Source organism: Paenibacillus rhizolycopersici, from assembly GCF_014947195.2.
Taxonomy (GTDB): domain Bacteria; phylum Bacillota; class Bacilli; order Paenibacillales; family Paenibacillaceae; genus Fontibacillus; species Fontibacillus rhizolycopersici.
Genome location: NZ_JADCNN020000008.1, coordinates 123,729 through 141,480, shown reverse-complemented (window position 1 = coordinate 141,480; position 17,752 = coordinate 123,729). Strand labels below are relative to the sequence as shown.

Below are 17,752 nucleotides of genomic sequence, written 5' to 3'. Positions count from 1 at the left end.
GTTCTGGATAACTCTCCTCGTCATGGAGTATAATGACATTTTCTCTCCAGTAAAGGTTTGGTATCCAGTATATATATGGTATATTATGGGGTTTCCTATTGATTGCGGTCGTGCAGCAAACGGGACAAGCTCAACAGCTTGGTTGGATCTAGGGGAGCCAGCCCGTCCCCCCCTTGCCTCACGGCGGAGCCGAAATGCACCTCGGTAACGCCTGTATCAGCGACGAACTGCGAGACGGTCTCCAGAGTCAAACCGTAGCCGGCTAAAATGCGCAGCGAGCTGCCATTAGCGATCGCCATCAGCTCCCGGATTGCGGGAACCGCCTGCGGGGCCGGCCGCGTTCCGCCCGAGGTCAGTACCCGATTTACCTGCGGGTATTGCATCAGCGTACGCAATCCGGAGGGCAGGTCCGCCAATTCGTCAAACGCTCGGTGGAACGTTACGTTGAGCCCGACTGCCAGCGCTAAGATCCGTTCTAACGCAGCCTCATCGATCTTGCGCTCGGCAGTTAGCGCCCCAAACACGATGCCCGCCGCCCCTGCATCGGCAATGGCCCGGACTTCCTCCTCCATAGTAAGCACGTCGGCTTCCCCGTACACAAAAGACCGGCTATGCGGACGTACCATCACGTGGACAGGAATGTCCACGGCCTTTACCACTTGTCGGACCATACCAATGCCAGGGGTGAGTCCGCCTTCCGTTATCGCCGTAATCAGCTCCAGCCGGTCCGCCCCGTTTGCCTCCGCGACGATGGCGTCCTCCACACAGGTTGCTATGACCTCCAGAAACATCAGGAAACCTCCTTGTTATCAGTGATCCGATTATACGTCATATGTTAGCATAAACGAAACCGAAACCGCCCCATGGACGTATATAATTTCCGTAAATCCTCGGCTTGATAAATCAGTCATTCATTACGAATACATAGTGAAGGAAGGGTGGAGCGATGTCCTTTTTCAAGAAGATGCTAGCCAGCGCGGGGATCGGTTCGGCGCAGGTCAATACGGAACTGGATGCGATCGAAGTCCGGCTGGGCGGCGAAATCAGCGGTACCCTATATGTGGAAGGTGGGCAGACCGACCAAACCATCGGCAACATTTATGTAAAGCTGAAAACCAACTACTTACGCGAGTCAAACGACCGCAAAATTAGAGCAACGGGCACGATCGCCAAATCCCTCGTCACCGAAGGTTTCCAGCTGCGGGCCGGCGAGCGCAGGCAGTTTCCATTCCGATTCCGGCTTCCGGATCAAATGCCCGTGACGCTGTACAACGTGCCCATTTGGGTGGAAAGCGGGCTGGACATCGATCTGGCCGTGGATCCCAAGGACGAGGACCTGATCCATGTTTTGCCGGATGCGAAAATGCAAACCGTGTTAGACGCCGTCGATTTGCTTGGTTTTCGCTTGCGCGAAGTGACAAACGACTATGCTCCGAGGCTTGGCGGTGCCCTGCCTTTCGTGCAGGAATTCGAATATGTTCCGGGTACGAAGTTCCGCGGGTATCTCGACGAGCTGGAGATCCTGTTCTTCCCGCGGGGGGAGTCATTGGAGCTGGTGCTCCAGGTCGATCGCCGTGCCCGAGGCTTAAGCGGCTTATTCGCCGAGGCGATGGAGCTGGATGAACGATTCGTGCGGGTCCCTCTGTCGAAGGAGGAGCTCCAACGCGGACCTCAGGCGGTGGCTGCCTTGCTGGAGAACGTGATCGCAAGCCACCTATAGGGACGCGGCAGTTGTGTCGCAATGCTACCTCTGGATGCCAATCCCGCCGCCTCCGGCAACCGGAAAAGAAGAGGACTTGGAGCAATGCTCCAAGTCCTTTTCTTTCAAAATTTCCGCCTTTTCGTTCGCTCAGCTCGGCCGCTTCAATTGCTTGCTGCGCAGCTGTCCGCAGGCCGCATCGATATCTGCACCATGCTCCAATCGAACGCTGACGCTGAGACCGCGTTTTTTCAGCACATCGTAAAAGGCCAGCACAGAATCCTGCTCGCTCCGTTGATACTGACTGTGCTCATCCACCGGGTTATAAGGGATCAGATTGACGTTCACAAACCGATCGCCCAGCAGATCGGCTAGTTCCTGGGCATGCTCGGTCCCGTCGTTAACGCCCTTCAGCAAAATATACTCAATCGTGAGCCGCCGGTTCGTTTGCTCCAAGTAATAGTCGATCGCCGCCATCAGCTTCTCGAGCGGAATCGCCTTATTGATCTTCATGATCCGCGTGCGCAGCTCATTATTTGGCGCATGCAGGGACACGGCCAAATTCACCTGCAGGTCGGAATCGGCAAATTCGATGATTTTGTCCGCCAGTCCGCTAGTCGACACGGTAATGTGGCGCGGGCCAATCGCAAGCCCTTTAGGGTCCTGGATAACCCTCAGGAAATCGGCCATATTGTCGTAATTATCGAAAGGCTCCCCGATTCCCATCACAACGATGTGAGTTACCCGTTCACCATTTCCCAGTCGATCCAGGTGCAATTGCACCTTCATCACCTGTTCCACAATTTCCGCGCTCGTCAGGTCCCGACTCTTCTTCATCAGTCCGCTGGCACAGAAGCTACAGCCGATATTGCAGCCGACCTGCGTAGTCACGCATACCGACTGGCCAAATTTGTGGCGCATAAGCACCGTTTCAATCAGATTGCCATCCTGCAGGCGGAACAGAAACTTGATCGTCCCGTCGACCGACTCCTGGCGGATATGCTCCTCCAATGTTTCGATGGCAAATTCCCCTTCAAGCAGGGAGAGGCATTCTGGATGAACACCCTCCATCTTTTCGTAATCGGTAACCCGTTTGCGGTACAAGCCGTCCCAGACCCTCTCAGCCCGGCCTCGTTTATGTCCACGATCCAGCAGCCAAGCGGCCAGCCGATCCTTCGTCAAACCATAAATGGATTGTTTATTCATGCGTATCCTCTTTCTAAACAAACTCAAGTCATTTTCTAATTATACCTAATCCGTCATCCCGAATGCCACAGGTAAAAAAACGAATGCGCTGCGTCTTCGCCCCCCACCCGTTTTACACAGATTGCCCTCCCTTTTAAACAAACGTTAACATTAGTGCCCTAAAGTGAAGATACGTTAAACTTTGACGAGTGCGAGAAAGGACCCGATCAACTCGCAAGCGGTCCGGCCTACAAACTGGACCAAGGTCGGAACCAAATCACGCCGCACGGCCGGTTTGATTCTTCCAGGCTTCCTATATACTGGAACTCGGAATGATTCGACGGAAGAACCCGTGCGTTTCTATTTCGGTGGAAAGGCGGCAGCTACCCATGAAGCAAAACATGCACATCGTCATCCTGACCGCCGGATACGGCAACGGCCATATCCAGGTGGCAAGGACGCTGAAGCAATCCCTTACCCTCTCGGGCGCTTGTACAGTCCGTGTGATCGATCTGTACCGCGAGGCCCATCCGGGAATGAATTCCGTCTCTCGGCAGCTTTATTTGTATAGCCCGTGGTTCTCCGCATATGGCCTGGACTATTACGGGTGGAGCTACTACGCGACCCGGGACCTCCAGCAGACGAGCGCCTTGGCCAAATGGGGGAATCAGCTAGGGATGAAAAAGCTGGTCAACCTGCTCCAAAAACAACGGCCCGACGCGATCATCAGCACCTTTCCTTTCGGCGGCATCACGGATCAGCTGCGAAAACACGGCATTCGGGTGCCGGTATTCACGGTTGTGACCGACTTTAGCCTGCACAACCGCTGGTTGTTCACGAGGCCAGACCGCTATTTCGTGGCGACAGCGGATTTGAAGCGGGAGATGATCGAACGCGGCGTGCCTGCGGAATCGATTGTCGTCAGCGGCATCCCGGTTCGGGAACCGTTTTATGAGCTGACGCGCTCAATGAGTCCGCAACCACTTCGATCCGCAGGTGGATCTCGATCCGTCCTGGTTATGATGGGCGCACATATTCCTTTACCGGACATCCAGCTCATCACCGCGAAACTTCTGGCACTGCCGGATGTTCAAGTGGACATCGTCTGCGGCGGCAACGATAAGCTGCGGCGTCGCTTGGAGCGGCGGTTTGCCGATCACGAACGGCTGCGTTTGTTTGGTTACGTCGAAGCGATTCATGACCGTATGCGACAAGCTTCCTGCATCGTGACGAAGGCCGGGGGCATCACATTGTCGGAGGCGATCCAAATCCGTACCCCTATCGTGGTCTACAAACCGTTCTCCGGCCAGGAGCGGGAGAACGCGAAATACCTCGAGCGTAAAGGTGCGGCAGTAGTAGCCTCTTCGCCGCGGGCTTTGACGGAGCAAGTGCATGAGCTTCTCGATTCTGAAGTCCGCCGCGCCCGGATGCTCCAGCAGTATGACGAACTTGCTGCAGGATGCGCCACCGAGACGATCGTCCGGGATGTGCTGCGCCTGGCGGGCCGTCTGCCGGCGTTGGCGGACGGACATTAAATCTATCCCTGCCGCACAGCCGCCGGCACACGAATATGAAGCAAGGAGCTACGCCCATATGAAACGTACTGCTCGTTGGATATCAGGAAATCATTTGACACCTGCATTTCTGCACTGCGCTGCCATTTTGTTTATGACGGAAATCGCCCGCAGCGCCTTTCTCATCTCGTTTTTACCCGCTTATGCCAAGGAACGCCACATTACCTTAGCGGCAGTTGGCGTAGCCATCTCGGTCCACTATTTAGCCGACACGCTGATTAAAGTGCTCGCGGGTTACGTGCTGGACCGGTTCCCGGCTCGGCTGATCCTGAATATCTTTCTGTTGCTGGGACTGCTAGGCCTGTTTGTCTCCTATGGGGTCAGCGCCCCGTGGGCCATCGTGCTTGGGGCCGGTCTGATCGGGATCGGGGTGTCGCCCGTTTGGCTGCTCTGCCTATCCGAAATTCGGGAGGACAGTCGCGGCTCACAGATGGGATCCATCTACACCATTTGGCTTGTTTCGCTGGGTCTCGGCCCGGTCGCCGTCAACTTTCTGATGGATCGCAGTTATACCTTATCTTTCTGGCTGTTGGCCGGATGCTGGACGGCCGGATGGCTGCTAGCTGCCTTGAAACGGATGGATTTCTCATCCCGCCGATTGCTGGGAGACACGGTTCCGTTTAAGCAGCAAATGCGGCAAATCGGGAGTAAGCTGACTCAGATGAAGCCGCTCGTGCCCGGCATGATCGTACAGACATTAGCAGCCGGCCTGCTGGTGCCCGTCCTACCGAGTTTTGCTTCTGAATATTTGGCGCTGGATTATTCGGGATATTCCATCGTGTTGATGGCCGGAGGCTGTATGACCGTATTATTGCTCATCCCGATGGGCCGGCTCGCCGACAAATGGGGTCACAAGTGGCTGTTGATCGCCGGATTCGGCGTCTTGGCCGCCTGCCTTGGACTATTGATCTACTCCCGGCAGATGTTCAGCACGATGCTGCTTGCTGTCTGTCTTGGCGCGGCATATGCTGCCGTACTGCCGGCATGGAACGCGATCCTGTCCCATTTTGTTCCCGATGAGCAGAAAGCAACCGGCTGGGGAGTCCTCTCCGGCATCGAAGGCATCGGAGTCATCCTGGGCCCGATTCTGGGCGGCTGGATGGCGGAGAGCTTCGACGTAACGGTTACGGTCGGGATTAGCGCCATGCTGTTGTTTGGCATCATGTTATTTTACTGGATCCGCCCGGTACGCCAGCATCCGCCCGCGCAGCAGCGGCAACATGGCTAGCAAAGACGCTCGTTGGTTCGGTCTCCGTGGTAAACGTTACCCCGGTTGAAGGACGAGGGGCCGATAGATGCCCATCATTTTTAGGGAAGTGGAGGAGTTGGAATGAGACATCGCTATTATCTTCGGCTGCGCGAATACGACAACCGGCTGTTTCTGTGGTGCAATCATTCGCTGAGTCATCCGTGGCTGGATCGGATTCTGAAGGGTGTGACCCATCTAGGGAGCGCCGCATTTACGATCGCGTTAACCATCTCCGTGGTCGTCTTCGCTACCGGTTCCTGGCAACGGGCGGGTTGGCATAGCCTGATCGCCTTGACTCTCAGTCATCTGCTGGCAGTCCTGATCAAGAAGCGGTTCCAGCGCACCCGCCCCTACGAAGCACTGCAGAACGCGAGGATCTCCATCCATCCGCTCAAGGACTACTCGTTCCCGTCCGGACATACGACAGCAGCGTTCTCCACATTGATCCCGTTCCTATTCGCGGCCCCCGGTCTGGTGCAAGTGCTACTCCCGCTCGCTTTCATCGTAGGCCTGTCACGAATTTATCTCGGAGTCCATTATCCCTCCGACGTTCTGGCCGGCGGCCTGGTTGGAGCCGTAACAGCTCTCCTCGTTGTCTTGAGCGCAGGTCTGGCCTAGCTAAAAGGTACGGAAGGCTTAGCCAGTAAAGTAGGACGTGCATGGCCGGGGAGCCTGTAACGATTCGCCGCTTGGTGCGAATCCGTCCTCTGTCCGAGGATCTCTCAGAGAAATGTTGTATTTCCTGCAGCATTTTACGAACCGATCTCGGTCTAAGCCTCAAAATGTTGTAGAAATGGCAACATTCTCTCCACCCATCGTTCATACCGCCCTAGAATGTTGCACCTTTCTACCGTAAACTTGGGGGAGAACGGCACACTGCCGGATATTCTGATGTAAGCGCTTCACATTCTATAGAGAAAGCTGGGATATCGATGCAAGCCCAAACGATAATCAAGCAAGTCATCCAAGGAGTTTGGATGAGCTGGGAGCGAGTGTTCGATCTGTTCAGCCGAATGCGCTCCAACTACGCCGGAGAGTTCGGCATCTGCAAAATGTTCGTCACCAAATATCGCGGAAAAAGCATGCAATGCGAGGATGGCACATGGATTCAAGACGGCGATTGGATTGGAGAGCTCCATTTGGACAATCGCCAAATCCTCGCCATGCTGCAATCGAACGAGGCGAACCGCGTCGCACTGATGACTGCCCGCCTCGCCAGAAGCGCGATGCGCCAAATATGCGCCGAAATGCAAAGAAACCCGCAGCTCAGCCAAGTGAAGGCGCTGCAGGGGATTACCTTATTGCATCGGGGCATCACACACGGACTAGGCTTCGAGACACATCGCGTCGAACAAGGTGCCTTCCGTACGTTGACGACCTCCTACCTCCGATTACTTCTCACCGTCTTCCATCCAAGCAGCCGCAAACGGATCGATGGCCATACGGACAAGCTGATTCCGCTGAAGCTGGTCATGACCCGCGCGACGCTGATCCGGCAATTTGGGGCGGAGAAGGCGCTCGTATAGGCGCCCTATTCGCTGCCGGGTGATTCCTCCGCAAACGTTTCGTTGATCTCGTTGTATGCGCGCAGCAGTGTGTGCCGACCCGGGCGTACCCGATGCGCCTCCCGCAAGCTGCGTTCCAGCAGACCCGGTTCTACACCAAGCTGCTCCATGGTATTGGGGCCGCCAACGGCAGCCAACAATTCGCCAAGCTGGTGCGGATCGGGGATCAGTTGGATCTCCTGGCAGATCTGCTCCCAGCAGGCGGTGACTTGCGGCGGAACCGCCGCAGCAGGATGTATCCCCTGCGCCCCAAAGCCCTCATTAACAAGCCGGTGGTAGAGGCCCGCGATCTCCATACTGGCCACTCCTACTTTCGCTCCGTGCAGCAGTTGGCGGCGACCTAAACGCAGATACTCCATCTCCCAATAATGCGATAAATGATGCTCCGCGCCGGAAGCCGGATGAGACTGCCCGAACAGCAGCATCGCCAGACCGGATTCGATCAACGAGCTCATCAAGAGGCAAATCCCTTCCTCACTTCGCGCTGCGATGGCATCTACCGAGGCGACGCATTTATCCAATGCCTTTCGGGTAATCTCCGCTGCCAGCTCCAGATAAGGTTCATCAGCCGTCCACGAGCCAAACCTCCAATCAAACAAGGAGGTGTATTTGCCCAACATGTCGCCGAACCCCGCCGCCACCAGCTCCGGCGGAGCTTGCACAAGGACATCGAGATCGGCGAAAATCGCCTTCGGACCGATGGCCGGGATCGTTTTCTTCTCCCCCCGCAGAAGGATCGGAGCCCCCTTAGAGTTAAACCCGTCGACAGAGGGTGCCGTCGGAACGGATACGAATGGAATACCCGTGGTGTAAGCGGCGTACCGGCAGATGTCATGCAGCGTGCCTCCCCCGCAGGCTACGATGACATTCGCCTCCCACCGCTGAACATCCAAGATCAGTTCGATCAGCGAGGCTTCATCGGCGATGACGTCACCTTCCGCATCAGGCTGGATCATCGTGGTATAAACGTCCACTTCCCCAGATCCGCGTTCCTTCTCCGTTTCCAAAAGCATTACCAATTGCTTTCCAACCGCTTCATACGTATTTTGATCCACCGCAACAATCACATTGCGGTAGTTTTTTTTCGTGACATAGTGTGCTGCCAGCTGAAGCGCCCCCGTCTCAACCCGGATTTCGTCCAGGTCGATTGCCTGACGGTAAGGCTCTCCCAGTCCAGCCGCGAGTTCCCTGATGCGATTCAAAATATCGGTCATAAGTGGCTTCCCTTCTCTTCCCTTAATTCATTTTCGAACGTTCAATCCCTAACACGGAACTCACATCGCGGATCGAATTCCAGATATACTCCGGCTGAATCGGACTTAATCTCACAGCCCCAAGATCGGTTGAACCCGTAAGGACCAAGGCAGTCCTCATTCCGGCCGCATGCCCAAGCCGGATATCCGACTCCAGACTATCGCCGATCACCAGGCAGCGTTCTGGCGGCAACCCCAACGTTTCAAGCGCGGCTTCCGCCATTAAAGAAGAGGGTTTGCCAACCACAATTTCCACATCTTGAGCCGTCGCATGCACGATCGCACCAATCATCCCGGCCACGTCAATACAGTCGCCCCCCTCTCCAGGAAACATCCGGTCGCTATTGGTAGCGATGATCCGCGCCCCGCGCCGCACCGCACGAAATGACAGATTCAAGTCCTGATACGTTAGCCGTTCATGCAACGTAATCAGCAGCCAGCCTGCGTCTTCGGGCCGTTCGGCCAGAGGTACGCCCGCGATGCACAGCTCGTCAATCAATCCCTGCTCACCCAGCACCCAAACCTTGCGTCCCTCGCCATGGGCCCGCAAATATCGTGCAGCAATTGTGGACGCGAGGAGGATCTCCTCCTCGCTCACGTCCAGTCCCATGCCGCTCAGCTTCTCCCGGCACATTTTCCGGGATATATTCCCGCGGTTACTGAGAAATACAACCTTTGTTCCCGCGGTCTTCAACCTGCTAATCGTCTCAACGGCACCTTCGATGGCCTCGTTCCCTCGGTACACTGTACCGTCCAAGTCAATAACGAGTCCCTCGATCATCTCTACCATCGGGACCTGTCTCCTATCTCTGACGTCAGTATCTGCATACCCCGGCGGAGATGCAGCGCGGGTAGCGGATTATTGCAGGTCATGCCGGTAACGCCACATTCAACGCTGTACCGCACCTGTTCCGGTTCGTCCGGACAGTAGCTCCAAACGAGCAAACCAAGCTCACGGAACTCCTGAACGCGCTCCGGTGTGAGGAGCTTCATTTCCAACCCTAACGCCCACATCTTGGAGTAAGTTCCGCCCTCCCCATACACGAACCCCGACATCAATTCCGCAGGAAATCCTTGCGTCTTCAGACCGTACGAATCGTGAATATACGTTAATACTTCAGCGTCAAAACAGGTGAACACCGCGCGCGGCAGGAAGCCTGTTCCATCCAACAAAGCGATCGTCAGGTCCGCTGCTTGTTTCGCGTTTGCCGCTGGCTTGATCTCGACATTAAGCAGTACATCGGGATAATCCGCCAGCAGCGCGATCAGCTCCGCGAGCGTCGGAATTTGCAGCCCGGCAAACTCTCGGCCAAACCAGCCTCCGGCATCCAGCCGCTTTAACTCCTCACAAGTATAATCGCCGACCGCACCGGACCCGTTTGTCGTCCGGTCAACTGTAGCATCATGAATCACCATGATCTCCCCGTCCTTGGACAGGCGAAGATCGAATTCCATCATATCGACGCCCAAATCCAAGGCCTCGCGGAAGGCCAGCAGCGTGTTTTCCGGGTAAGCGGATTTATATCCACGGTGTCCCGCGATCATCACTGACGCATCCTGGTTTAAACGCTCGATCATTGTCGCTTCTCCCTCCCTTACTCCGCCAAAATCCGTTCTGTCTCTTTGTTGAACGCATCCAGTGCAGCCTGGATGTCCTGACTGTCATACATGATTGCTTCGATAGTCGAAAAGAACTCGTGCATCACTTCAGGCCATGCAACATCATTGTTGGTATCGATGGCATATTGCAACTGGTCGTACGCCACTTTCCGGTTGGGTTCCTTTGCCCACAAATCCTGAATTTCCGGCGATTCCACCATTTTCTTCGTGAAGGGGAGGTAACCCGATTGCAAAATAAACTGCAGCCCGCCCTGCGGATCGGTTTCCATCCAGCGGATAAATTCCCAAGCGGCCTCTTTGTTCGAAGAACCGGCCATCAAAGCAACGTTTGCGCCTCCGGTAGGATTCGCGTAAACATCCTTTTTCGGCAGGAACGCCGTAACATAATCAAAGTCCACGGAGCTGCTCAACCCCCCGATCGAACCCGTGGATTGAAACATCATACCGATCTTGCCTTCCACGAACATGCTGTTGACGATGTTCCCGGAATCCTGCGCCGGCGGATAATACAACGCTCCCGTGCCTTGCAGATCCTTCAGGTAGCTAAATACTTCCTTGCCGATACCGTTATCGATGAACCCGGTCGAGGTATTTTCGTCGTTAAAGAACTTCCCCCCGGACTGAGAAATCATGGCGATCGGATACCAGGTATCGTAAGGCATCGACAACCCGTAACGCGTCACTTCTTTCCCCTCTTTAACGACCAGTGCGTTTGCCACGGTTTTTAACTCTTCCCAGGTCGTTGGAACCGCCAACCCGAGCTCATCCAGCATGGATTTGTTGATGTGCAAAATGGGGGTCGAGCGGTTCAAAGGCAGCGAAACCAGCTTGTCGTTGAAATAGGAATGGCCCATTAGTCCTGAGGTAAAGTCGTTCGCACTCAGCCCCGACTTCTCCATAAATGGCGTCAGATCCTCCAACACGTCCGAGTCAGCGAACATGAGCACATAGGCGCGTTCCAGCATGCTCACATCCGGCGCGGTGTTGGAAGCGACCGCTTGCTGCAGCTTGGTTACGGTCTCGTCATAGCCGCCTTGATAAGTCCCTACGACTTCAATATCGTTATGAGATTCGTTGAAACGCTGGATCAACGCATCCATGTACTCCCCGTTTTTACCCCCCAGCGAATGCCAGAATTGTACGGTCGTTTTACCGCCGGCGTTTGCAGCTGCCGTTTCCGTTCCCGTCGTCGCCGGATCCGCGGCAGTTCCGCTCTGCGAGTTTCCTGAATTAGCGGTGGAGTTCCCTCCTCCGCAGCCGGCTAAGATCCCCAATAACAGCGTTAAGATCACAATGAATTTCCCTTTACTTTTCATCTTTTCGTTTCCCTCCAATGAATGAATTGTTGTTGTTGTATTTGAAAGGGACCGAGACCGTTTGGCCTATTTAATCCCTGAGTATACGAATGCTTTGACGATGTGACGTGAACAGAATGCGTAAACGAGCAGAATAGGAACAACCAGCACAACGTTACCGGCCATGATAATATGCCAGTTGCTGATTCCCTCCGTCTCCCGCAGCATGGCGATTCCCAGCGTTAGCGGCCGGATCGCCTCAGAGTTCGTCATAACGAGCGGCCAGAAATACTCGTTCCAATGACTGACGAAGCTGAACAAGGCAATGGTCGCCAGCGCTGGCCCCGCCATAGGAAGCATGATTCTCCAAATCACTTTGATTTCCCCGGCATTATCCAATCTAGCCGCTTCAATAATCTCTTCCGGAATCTGCATGAAATATTGGCGTAGTAAGAAAATCCCGAACGCATTGGACATAAACGGGATGATCTGCGGCCATAACGTATGGATCAGCCCAAAGTCGGCCATCAACAGATATACCGGGATAAAGGTGATTTGTCCTGGTATCATGAACGCTAGGAGGACGAAACCAAATAGAACGCTTTTCCCTCGAAAACGGTATTTAGCAAAGGCATACGCGGCTGGAATCATCACCGCAAACTGCAGCACGATGATGGACACCGTAATAACGACCGAGTTTCTCGCATACATCAAGAACGGCCCCGCGCTCATTGCTTCTACAAAGTTGTTCCACTGTGGGATTGCTGGAATCCAGGTCGGCGGAAAGGCCAGCGTCTCCCGAAACGTCTGCAGCGAGGTAGAGATCATCCATAGGAATGGAAAAATAAATACCATGACGACCGCTGCTTTCAGCAATACGCCCAACACTGAGGCCAGGCTTCTCCAATCAAATATTTTCACAAGCGGGCTCCCTTTCCTCATTGATAATGAACCTTCTTAGCCAGCAGTCTGAAATAGATCAGAGTCAGCACGCCGATGATCGCCATCAGAACGGTCCCGGTCGCTGCCGAATAACCGATGTTGGTCGTCCGGAATCCGTAGATATAATAAACCAGCGTATTGGTCGCATTGTTGGGGCCGCCTCCGGTCATGATTTTGACCGTATCAAACACTTTGAAGGACCCAATCGTCATAATGACCAGGATGAAAAATAACTGCGGCGAAATCATAGGCAGCGTAATCTTGGTAAACACCTTGAACCTGCTCGCGTTATCGAGCGCAGCCGCTTCGTATATGCTGGGTGGTACGCTCTGCAGCGCTGCTACAATAATGAGCGTGTAGTAGCCGATATTTTGCCATACCGAAACGATAATGACGGATAAGAGCGCCGTCTTGGAGCTTTGCAGCCAATCGGAAGCGGGCAGTCCAAAGGATTCCAACATAAAATTGAGCAGCCCCTGTTCAGGGTCCATCAACCACAGCCAAACCAGCGATATGGAGACGATAGAAACGATATGCGGCGTGAAAATCCCGGCCTGCACCAGGGAGTTAATGCGGCTTTTTTTGTTCAGCCAAACCGCGATGATCAGGGATAGCCCAACCGTCAACGTGACGACGCCGGCGGTGTAAATGGCGGTATTCCCTAATGCTTTGTAAAAATCGCCACGCGTTAAAATTTGCTGAAAGTTATCCCAGCCGATAAACTTGCTTTTGGCTTTGTTCATCAGGTTATATTTGTAGAAACTCAGATAGACGAGATACAGGACAGGGTAAATGACAAACAAACCGATGCCCGCCATTGCAGGCGCTATCAACACATAAGGCCGGAGCCGCTCCCACAATGGTCGTTTATCCATGGCTTTTCCCCTTCAGCGCCTCCACATAACCAGCAATGCCTGGATCGTTAGCGGGGATACGCAACTCATCGGCTCCAAAGAAATGCAGCTTGGAGGCCTCAACGCCAAGTACGACCTCTTGATCGACGTGATACGCGTCTTCCGGGGATTTCACCATAAAGGACAAGTCTCTCGATCTAACTTGGTAGATCGTTTCGGCTCCTAGCATCTCGCGGGTGACGATGGTCCCTTGAAGGGAATAGTGCGGCGTTAGCCCCGAATGTTCCCGTGCAGCCGTTGCTGCCGACAAACCGGCGTTCTCGGGCCGGAATCCGAATTTCACGCCGTCCACACCAAGATCGCCGATGTTCATGGACGGAACGCCGATAAACTGCGCCGTAAACAAATTGCTCGGCTGATGGTAGATCTCATGCGGCGGTGCCTCCTGCTGGATTTCCCCCTGATTCATCAGCACGATCGTATCGGCCATCGACATGGCTTCCACTTGGTCGTGCGTTACGTACACGAAGGTCGTGCCCAGCTTCTTATGTAGTTCGATCAGTTCAATGCGCATTTGCACCCGTAGCTTGGCATCGAGATTGGACAGCGGTTCGTCCATGAGAAAAACGGACGGCTTCTTGACCATCGCCCGGGCCAAGGCGACGCGCTGTCGCTGTCCGCCGGACAGAGCGGATGGCTTTCGGTCTAAATAGTCTAGCAGACCAACGGTTTCGCTAATGCTCTCCACAAGCTGTACCCGTTCCGCCTTGGGAATCTTGTTGTTTCTCAGACCAAACTCAATATTTTCCCGCACCGACATCGTGGGATAAATCGCATAGTTTTGAAATACCATCGCCACGCCGCGCTGGCCTGGTGGTATGCGAGAAACGTCCTTGCCGTCGATCAGCACCTGTCCGGAGGTTTGCGGGCCCAGCCCTGCGATCATGCGCAGCAGCGTGGTTTTGCCGCAGCCGGACGGGCCAACGAGCACGGTAAACGCTCCATCCTCAATCGTCAAATTGAGATTCTGGATGACTGCATTTTTCTCAAAAGCTTTGCTTACGTTCACAAATTGTATGGATGCCAAGTGTCATCCCCCTTATCCAAATTGTTGATGTGTATAGAAGTGAGCAGATAATGCGCAAATTTCGCTTCTTTTTGCTCACTTGAGCTTATCTCGATTGTAAGGATCATTCGTTTGGGGAGTATAAGACCAAATTCAAGGGGATGTAAATATGATCTAGATGGCTTTGGCGGATTCGTAGAATGAAGAAATAAGCCCTCACTTAATAGGAAGGAAGATGACTGCCGGTAACGGAATGCCTTGTGAGAACTCCAGTAAATTCCCTGAATCGTCGAAAAATATAGCCGTACTTTCCCCGGAATCCCTCTTGTTTGTTAACACGCAGAAAATATTTATTCGTTAGAATCAAGGGGAGTATCCCTATGAAAATCAAATCAGTTATTTGAAGAATTGCGCATTTTTGCGCATTTGATCTTGAGGAAGGAAGATGGAGCTTGCTGGCTGCGGATAGAAAACGACGCATTGTGGAGTATGTCAGACAGTACCGGACCGCTACGGTGGCGATGCTGGCTGCGGAATTTAACGTGCATAGCGCGACCATTCGCAGGGATTTGGCGGAGATCGAGCAGGAGGGCGCGCTGAGAAGAACGCACGGGGGCGTTATTATGGAGCAATGGACGCACGATGAGCCCTCTTTTCAAGAACGAAGAAATCAACATCTGGAGGAGAAGATCCGCATCGGCCGTCATGCGGCATCATTGGTGGAAGACGGAGAGAACATTATCATTGATTCCGGGACAACCACGCTGCACATCGCGACCCATCTCGTCAATCGCTCTAATGTCACGATCATCACGAACGATATGAACGTAGCTGTCGAGCTGCGCGATGCGCCGGGGGTTAAGGTCATTCTCACGGGAGGAGAGTTGTATCCGTCAAGCTACATGCTCAACGGGATGTTCACGGATCATGTACTACAGTCTTTACATGTGGAGAAGGCGTTTATCGGAACGCCGGCGTTGCATCCCCAGCACGGTCTGATGCATCCTGAGGCGCTGCTGGTACCTGCCAAGCAGGGAATGATCAAGGCGGCCGGTGAAATTGTCGTCGTCTGCGACCATACGAAGATCGGTAAGCTCTCCCTGCATACCGTCGCCCCTAATAGTTCCATCCATACCCTGATTACGGGAAATGAGGCTACGGATTTCGACGTCAAGCCATTTCAGGAGCGAGGGATCACCGTTCTCCAAGTGTAACACCGGGTATGCGTTAGGAAACCTGAGGAGCCGCCAATAGACACCAAAACCGGGCTCCAAAGAGGAGACCCGGTTTCGCTCAAGCTATATTCGGCAGGCCGCGCAGCGGCGAAACGGCAGGCGAGACCGTCCTGTCTATCCCTTCACTCGAAACTTGCCCAACACCTGCTGGAGCTCGTCCGATACCGCTGAAAGCGAGGCGCATGCGGCGTTGATGTCTGCGATGGCCGCCAGTTGACTCGCCGAAGCGCTGCTCACTTCCTGCGCGGCAGCGCCCGAGCTTTGGGCGATATCCGCGATGACGTGGACGGAAGCCGTGACTTCCTCAATCCCGGCGGACATTTGTTGGGCCGTCGCGGCGAGTTGCTCGATTTGGTCGGCGATTTGACCGTTCGAAGCGGAGATATCCGCAAAGCTGCGATCCGTTTCCTGCGTTAACGCAAGGCCCGACTCGACCTCTCCGATCACAAGGTCCATCGCTTCCAGCGACTGTTTGATGTCCGTATCGATCTGCGACATGACCTCGACAATTCGTTCCGATGAAGCCTCCGACTGCTCAGCCAGCTTGCGGACCTCGGAGGCGACGACAGCGAAGCCGCGCCCTTCCTCGCCGGCACGAGCCGCCTCGATCGACGCATTGAGCGCGAGCAGATTCGTCTGCTGGGAAATCCCGCGGATCGCCTCTACCATCAAGGCAATTTCCTGCGATTTGTCGTTCAGCAGACGGACCAGCGAACTGCTGGCCTGAACAGAACGGTCGATCGATTCCATCTGTGCGACCGTCCTGCGAACTTGCTCGCCGCCGTCAACCGCCTGCTGTCTGGACTGCCCCGCCAGTTCGGCGGCTTCGGAGGCATGCTCGGCGATATGCTGCACGCCGATCGCAATTTCCTCCATGGCGCGGGCATTCTCCGCCGTGCTCATCGTCTGGCTCTCCGCCCCTGCGGCAACCTGCTCGATCGAGGCCGCGATCCGAGCCGAGCCATCGTTGGTTTGCTCCGCGATCGTCAGCAGCCTCCGGGCAGCTTCAGTCACCTTGTCCGAGGCGAGCAGCCCTTGCTGCACCAGCTGCTGCAGATTTGCGCCCATCTGGTTGTACCCGGCGCTCAGCAACCCGATCTCGTCCCGCGAATCATCGCGGATAGTCGCCGTAAAATCACCGGCACCGGCTTGTTCCATCGCTTTGGCCAACCGGCTAAGCCGTTTTTTCATGCCACGCATATATCCCAAGATCAACGCGATAGAGATGACGAGCGCCCCCGCAAAAACAACGGCAAAACGCTGAATAAATGTTCCGCGGATGGTATCCATTAAGTGCTGCGACGCCCCCACGTACAAGATGCCGATAACCTCGCCGCTCTTCGATTGGATCGGCTGATACGCAGCCTGATACGTTTGGCCGACCACCACCGCTTCCCCGTAGTAGCTGCTGCCACCCTTGAGGACGACATCGGCCACTTTATCGGACACCTTCGTACCCACGGCCCGTTCTCCATCAACCATCACGTTGGTCGACACGCGCGTATCCCCTTGGAAAATCGTCACCGTGTCCTCCGTTAATCCCCCGATTTCATCCACGATTTCGAAATTCCCGCTAATCACGGTTTCGCCTTTGTAGAACCGGTCTCCCTCAATGCGCCAAGCACCGGGGTACTTGCTGTCCAGATAGCGGTTGACCAGCTCCAAATCGCTTCGCGCTTTGGCCGTAGCGAACGTCTTAATGCCGCTCTCCATTTGTTTAACCGCTACATAGCCGATTGTTCCTGACACGACCACTAAAATGCCGACCACAATCAGATTAATTTTTGTCCCGATGCTTCGAATACGCATAGTTTTCGCCTCCTTACAACTTTCACTAAATCATAAGGGGCCCCGTAGGTTTTGTGTAGAAAAGGAAAGCCCAGCGCCCCCAGTATTTAGGGGCCTGGGCCATATTTATTTTCCGCTAACTAATCGATGTATCCGGCGAGTCCATGCTCCGTCAAATAATCCATTTCCAAATCGAGGATGGTTTCCACCGTCAATTCGTCGAGCTTCACGTCGCTCCGGCTCAGGACATAATCCACCAATTCGTCCCCGTCGATCTCTACCTCGCCATCGGCATTTTGCTGGGCTTGATTGATGAAATCCGCTTCATGCTTCAGCACCAAGCGAATGCTGTCCAGACTCGATTTCGACCGGTCGGCGATAAACTGGACCAGCTCCTGTTCATTGATTTGATCGCTCACAATCGTTC

General features: G+C 54.5%; 17 protein-coding genes. 6 read left to right on the top strand and 11 right to left on the bottom strand.

The features are described 5' to 3' along the window. Nucleotides 1-95 precede the first annotated feature (95 nt). Nucleotides 96-791, bottom strand: coding sequence for a copper homeostasis protein CutC (locus IM700_RS11185; RefSeq protein WP_193416993.1), 696 nt, complete (start codon nucleotides 789-791; stop codon nucleotides 96-98). 155 nt (nucleotides 792-946) lie between these two features. Between IM700_RS11185 and IM700_RS11180 the strand changes: the two genes are divergently transcribed. Then, the gene (locus tag IM700_RS11180) at nucleotides 947-1,720 is read left to right on the top strand and encodes a sporulation protein (protein ID WP_193416992.1); all 774 of its coding nucleotides are present in this window, start codon (nucleotides 947-949) and stop codon (nucleotides 1,718-1,720) included. 129 nt (nucleotides 1,721-1,849) lie between these two features. On the opposite strand, the gene rlmN is transcribed toward IM700_RS11180, so the two are convergent. Next, nucleotides 1,850-2,905: a dual-specificity RNA methyltransferase RlmN gene (rlmN, locus tag IM700_RS11175; RefSeq protein ID WP_193416991.1), complete on the bottom strand. Its 1,056-nt coding sequence runs from the start codon at nucleotides 2,903-2,905 to the stop codon at nucleotides 1,850-1,852. A gap of 368 nt (nucleotides 2,906-3,273) precedes the next feature. Here rlmN and IM700_RS11170 point away from each other — a divergent pair, with 368 nt between their 5' ends. From IM700_RS11170 to IM700_RS11155, 4 genes are all read left to right on the top strand, one after another. Next, nucleotides 3,274-4,419: an MGDG synthase family glycosyltransferase gene (locus IM700_RS11170; protein ID WP_193416990.1), complete on the top strand. Its 1,146-nt coding sequence runs from the start codon at nucleotides 3,274-3,276 to the stop codon at nucleotides 4,417-4,419. A gap of 58 nt (nucleotides 4,420-4,477) precedes the next feature. Then, on the top strand, nucleotides 4,478-5,686 hold the full coding sequence (locus tag IM700_RS11165; RefSeq protein WP_155604799.1) for an MFS transporter: 1,209 nt from the start codon (nucleotides 4,478-4,480) through the stop codon (nucleotides 5,684-5,686). Between the two features lie 102 nt (nucleotides 5,687-5,788). After that, nucleotides 5,789-6,325, top strand: a complete 537-nt coding sequence (locus IM700_RS11160; protein ID WP_155604798.1) for a phosphatase PAP2 family protein — start codon at nucleotides 5,789-5,791, stop codon at nucleotides 6,323-6,325. A 314-nt stretch (nucleotides 6,326-6,639) separates the two neighbouring features. Beyond that, nucleotides 6,640-7,233: a YkoP family protein gene (locus IM700_RS11155; RefSeq protein ID WP_155604797.1), complete on the top strand. Its 594-nt coding sequence runs from the start codon at nucleotides 6,640-6,642 to the stop codon at nucleotides 7,231-7,233. Nucleotides 7,234-7,238: 5 nt separating this feature from the next. On the opposite strand, the gene IM700_RS11150 is transcribed toward IM700_RS11155, so the two are convergent. The 7 genes from IM700_RS11150 to IM700_RS11120 form a co-directional block, all read right to left on the bottom strand. Further along, nucleotides 7,239-8,486 carry a sn-glycerol-1-phosphate dehydrogenase gene (locus tag IM700_RS11150; RefSeq protein WP_193416989.1) on the bottom strand — a complete coding sequence of 416 codons (1,248 nt, stop codon included), beginning with the start codon at nucleotides 8,484-8,486 and terminating at the stop codon, nucleotides 7,239-7,241. 22 nt (nucleotides 8,487-8,508) lie between these two features. Continuing rightward, nucleotides 8,509-9,315, bottom strand: coding sequence for an HAD-IIA family hydrolase (locus IM700_RS11145; protein ID WP_193416988.1), 807 nt, complete (start codon nucleotides 9,313-9,315; stop codon nucleotides 8,509-8,511). Then, nucleotides 9,309-10,103, bottom strand: a complete 795-nt coding sequence (locus IM700_RS11140; RefSeq protein ID WP_193416987.1) for a glycerophosphodiester phosphodiesterase family protein — start codon at nucleotides 10,101-10,103, stop codon at nucleotides 9,309-9,311. Before IM700_RS11140 ends, IM700_RS11145 begins: the two co-directional genes overlap by 7 nt. A 17-nt stretch (nucleotides 10,104-10,120) precedes the next feature. Beyond that, nucleotides 10,121-11,461 carry an ABC transporter substrate-binding protein gene (locus tag IM700_RS11135; RefSeq protein WP_193416986.1) on the bottom strand — a complete coding sequence of 447 codons (1,341 nt, stop codon included), beginning with the start codon at nucleotides 11,459-11,461 and terminating at the stop codon, nucleotides 10,121-10,123. 66 nt (nucleotides 11,462-11,527) lie between these two features. Next, on the bottom strand, nucleotides 11,528-12,295 hold the full coding sequence (locus tag IM700_RS11130; RefSeq protein ID WP_418888780.1) for a carbohydrate ABC transporter permease: 768 nt from the start codon (nucleotides 12,293-12,295) through the stop codon (nucleotides 11,528-11,530). Nucleotides 12,296-12,378: 83 nt separating this feature from the next. Continuing rightward, entirely contained in the window at nucleotides 12,379-13,257 is an 879-nt protein-coding gene (locus tag IM700_RS11125; RefSeq protein ID WP_155604791.1) for a carbohydrate ABC transporter permease, read from the bottom strand. Continuing rightward, nucleotides 13,250-14,323, bottom strand: a complete 1,074-nt coding sequence (locus tag IM700_RS11120; RefSeq protein WP_193416984.1) for an ABC transporter ATP-binding protein — start codon at nucleotides 14,321-14,323, stop codon at nucleotides 13,250-13,252. Before IM700_RS11120 ends, IM700_RS11125 begins: the two co-directional genes overlap by 8 nt. Before the next feature lie 431 nt (nucleotides 14,324-14,754). Between IM700_RS11120 and IM700_RS11115 the strand changes: the two genes are divergently transcribed. Further along, nucleotides 14,755-15,516, top strand: a complete 762-nt coding sequence (locus IM700_RS11115) for a DeoR/GlpR family DNA-binding transcription regulator (protein WP_193416983.1) — start codon at nucleotides 14,755-14,757, stop codon at nucleotides 15,514-15,516. A gap of 135 nt (nucleotides 15,517-15,651) precedes the next feature. Here IM700_RS11115 and IM700_RS11110 read toward each other — a convergent pair whose 3' ends face one another. Together IM700_RS11110 and IM700_RS11105 are read right to left on the bottom strand one after the other, a co-directional pair. After that, nucleotides 15,652-17,346 carry a methyl-accepting chemotaxis protein gene (locus tag IM700_RS11110; protein WP_193416982.1) on the bottom strand — a complete coding sequence of 565 codons (1,695 nt, stop codon included), beginning with the start codon at nucleotides 17,344-17,346 and terminating at the stop codon, nucleotides 15,652-15,654. Nucleotides 17,347-17,465: 119 nt separating this feature from the next. Next, a complete protein-coding gene (locus IM700_RS11105) occupies nucleotides 17,466-17,744 on the bottom strand; it encodes a hypothetical protein (protein WP_193416981.1) in 279 nt (92 codons plus the stop codon). Nucleotides 17,745-17,752: the final 8 nt, after the last annotated feature.

What these genes read in the sequence shown, in the direction of transcription:
- IM700_RS11185 (WP_193416993.1), bottom strand. Translation starts at nt 791, where the DNA reads ATGTTTCTGGAGGTCATAGCAACCTGTGTGGAGGACGCCATCGTCGCG.
- IM700_RS11180 (WP_193416992.1), top strand. Translation starts at nt 947, where the DNA reads ATGTCCTTTTTCAAGAAGATGCTAGCCAGCGCGGGGATCGGTTCGGCG.
- rlmN (WP_193416991.1), bottom strand. Translation starts at nt 2,905, where the DNA reads ATGAATAAACAATCCATTTATGGTTTGACGAAGGATCGGCTGGCCGCT.
- IM700_RS11170 (WP_193416990.1), top strand. Translation starts at nt 3,274, where the DNA reads ATGAAGCAAAACATGCACATCGTCATCCTGACCGCCGGATACGGCAAC.
- IM700_RS11165 (WP_155604799.1), top strand. Translation starts at nt 4,478, where the DNA reads ATGAAACGTACTGCTCGTTGGATATCAGGAAATCATTTGACACCTGCA.
- IM700_RS11160 (WP_155604798.1), top strand. Translation starts at nt 5,789, where the DNA reads ATGAGACATCGCTATTATCTTCGGCTGCGCGAATACGACAACCGGCTG.
- IM700_RS11155 (WP_155604797.1), top strand. Translation starts at nt 6,640, where the DNA reads ATGCAAGCCCAAACGATAATCAAGCAAGTCATCCAAGGAGTTTGGATG.
- IM700_RS11150 (WP_193416989.1), bottom strand. Translation starts at nt 8,486, where the DNA reads ATGACCGATATTTTGAATCGCATCAGGGAACTCGCGGCTGGACTGGGA.
- IM700_RS11145 (WP_193416988.1), bottom strand. Translation starts at nt 9,315, where the DNA reads ATGGTAGAGATGATCGAGGGACTCGTTATTGACTTGGACGGTACAGTG.
- IM700_RS11140 (WP_193416987.1), bottom strand. Translation starts at nt 10,103, where the DNA reads ATGATCGAGCGTTTAAACCAGGATGCGTCAGTGATGATCGCGGGACAC.
- IM700_RS11135 (WP_193416986.1), bottom strand. Translation starts at nt 11,461, where the DNA reads ATGAAAAGTAAAGGGAAATTCATTGTGATCTTAACGCTGTTATTGGGG.
- IM700_RS11130 (WP_418888780.1), bottom strand. Translation starts at nt 12,295, where the DNA reads ATGGTATTTATTTTTCCATTCCTATGGATGATCTCTACCTCGCTGCAG.
- IM700_RS11125 (WP_155604791.1), bottom strand. Translation starts at nt 13,257, where the DNA reads ATGGATAAACGACCATTGTGGGAGCGGCTCCGGCCTTATGTGTTGATA.
- IM700_RS11110 (WP_193416982.1), bottom strand. Translation starts at nt 17,346, where the DNA reads ATGCGTATTCGAAGCATCGGGACAAAAATTAATCTGATTGTGGTCGGC.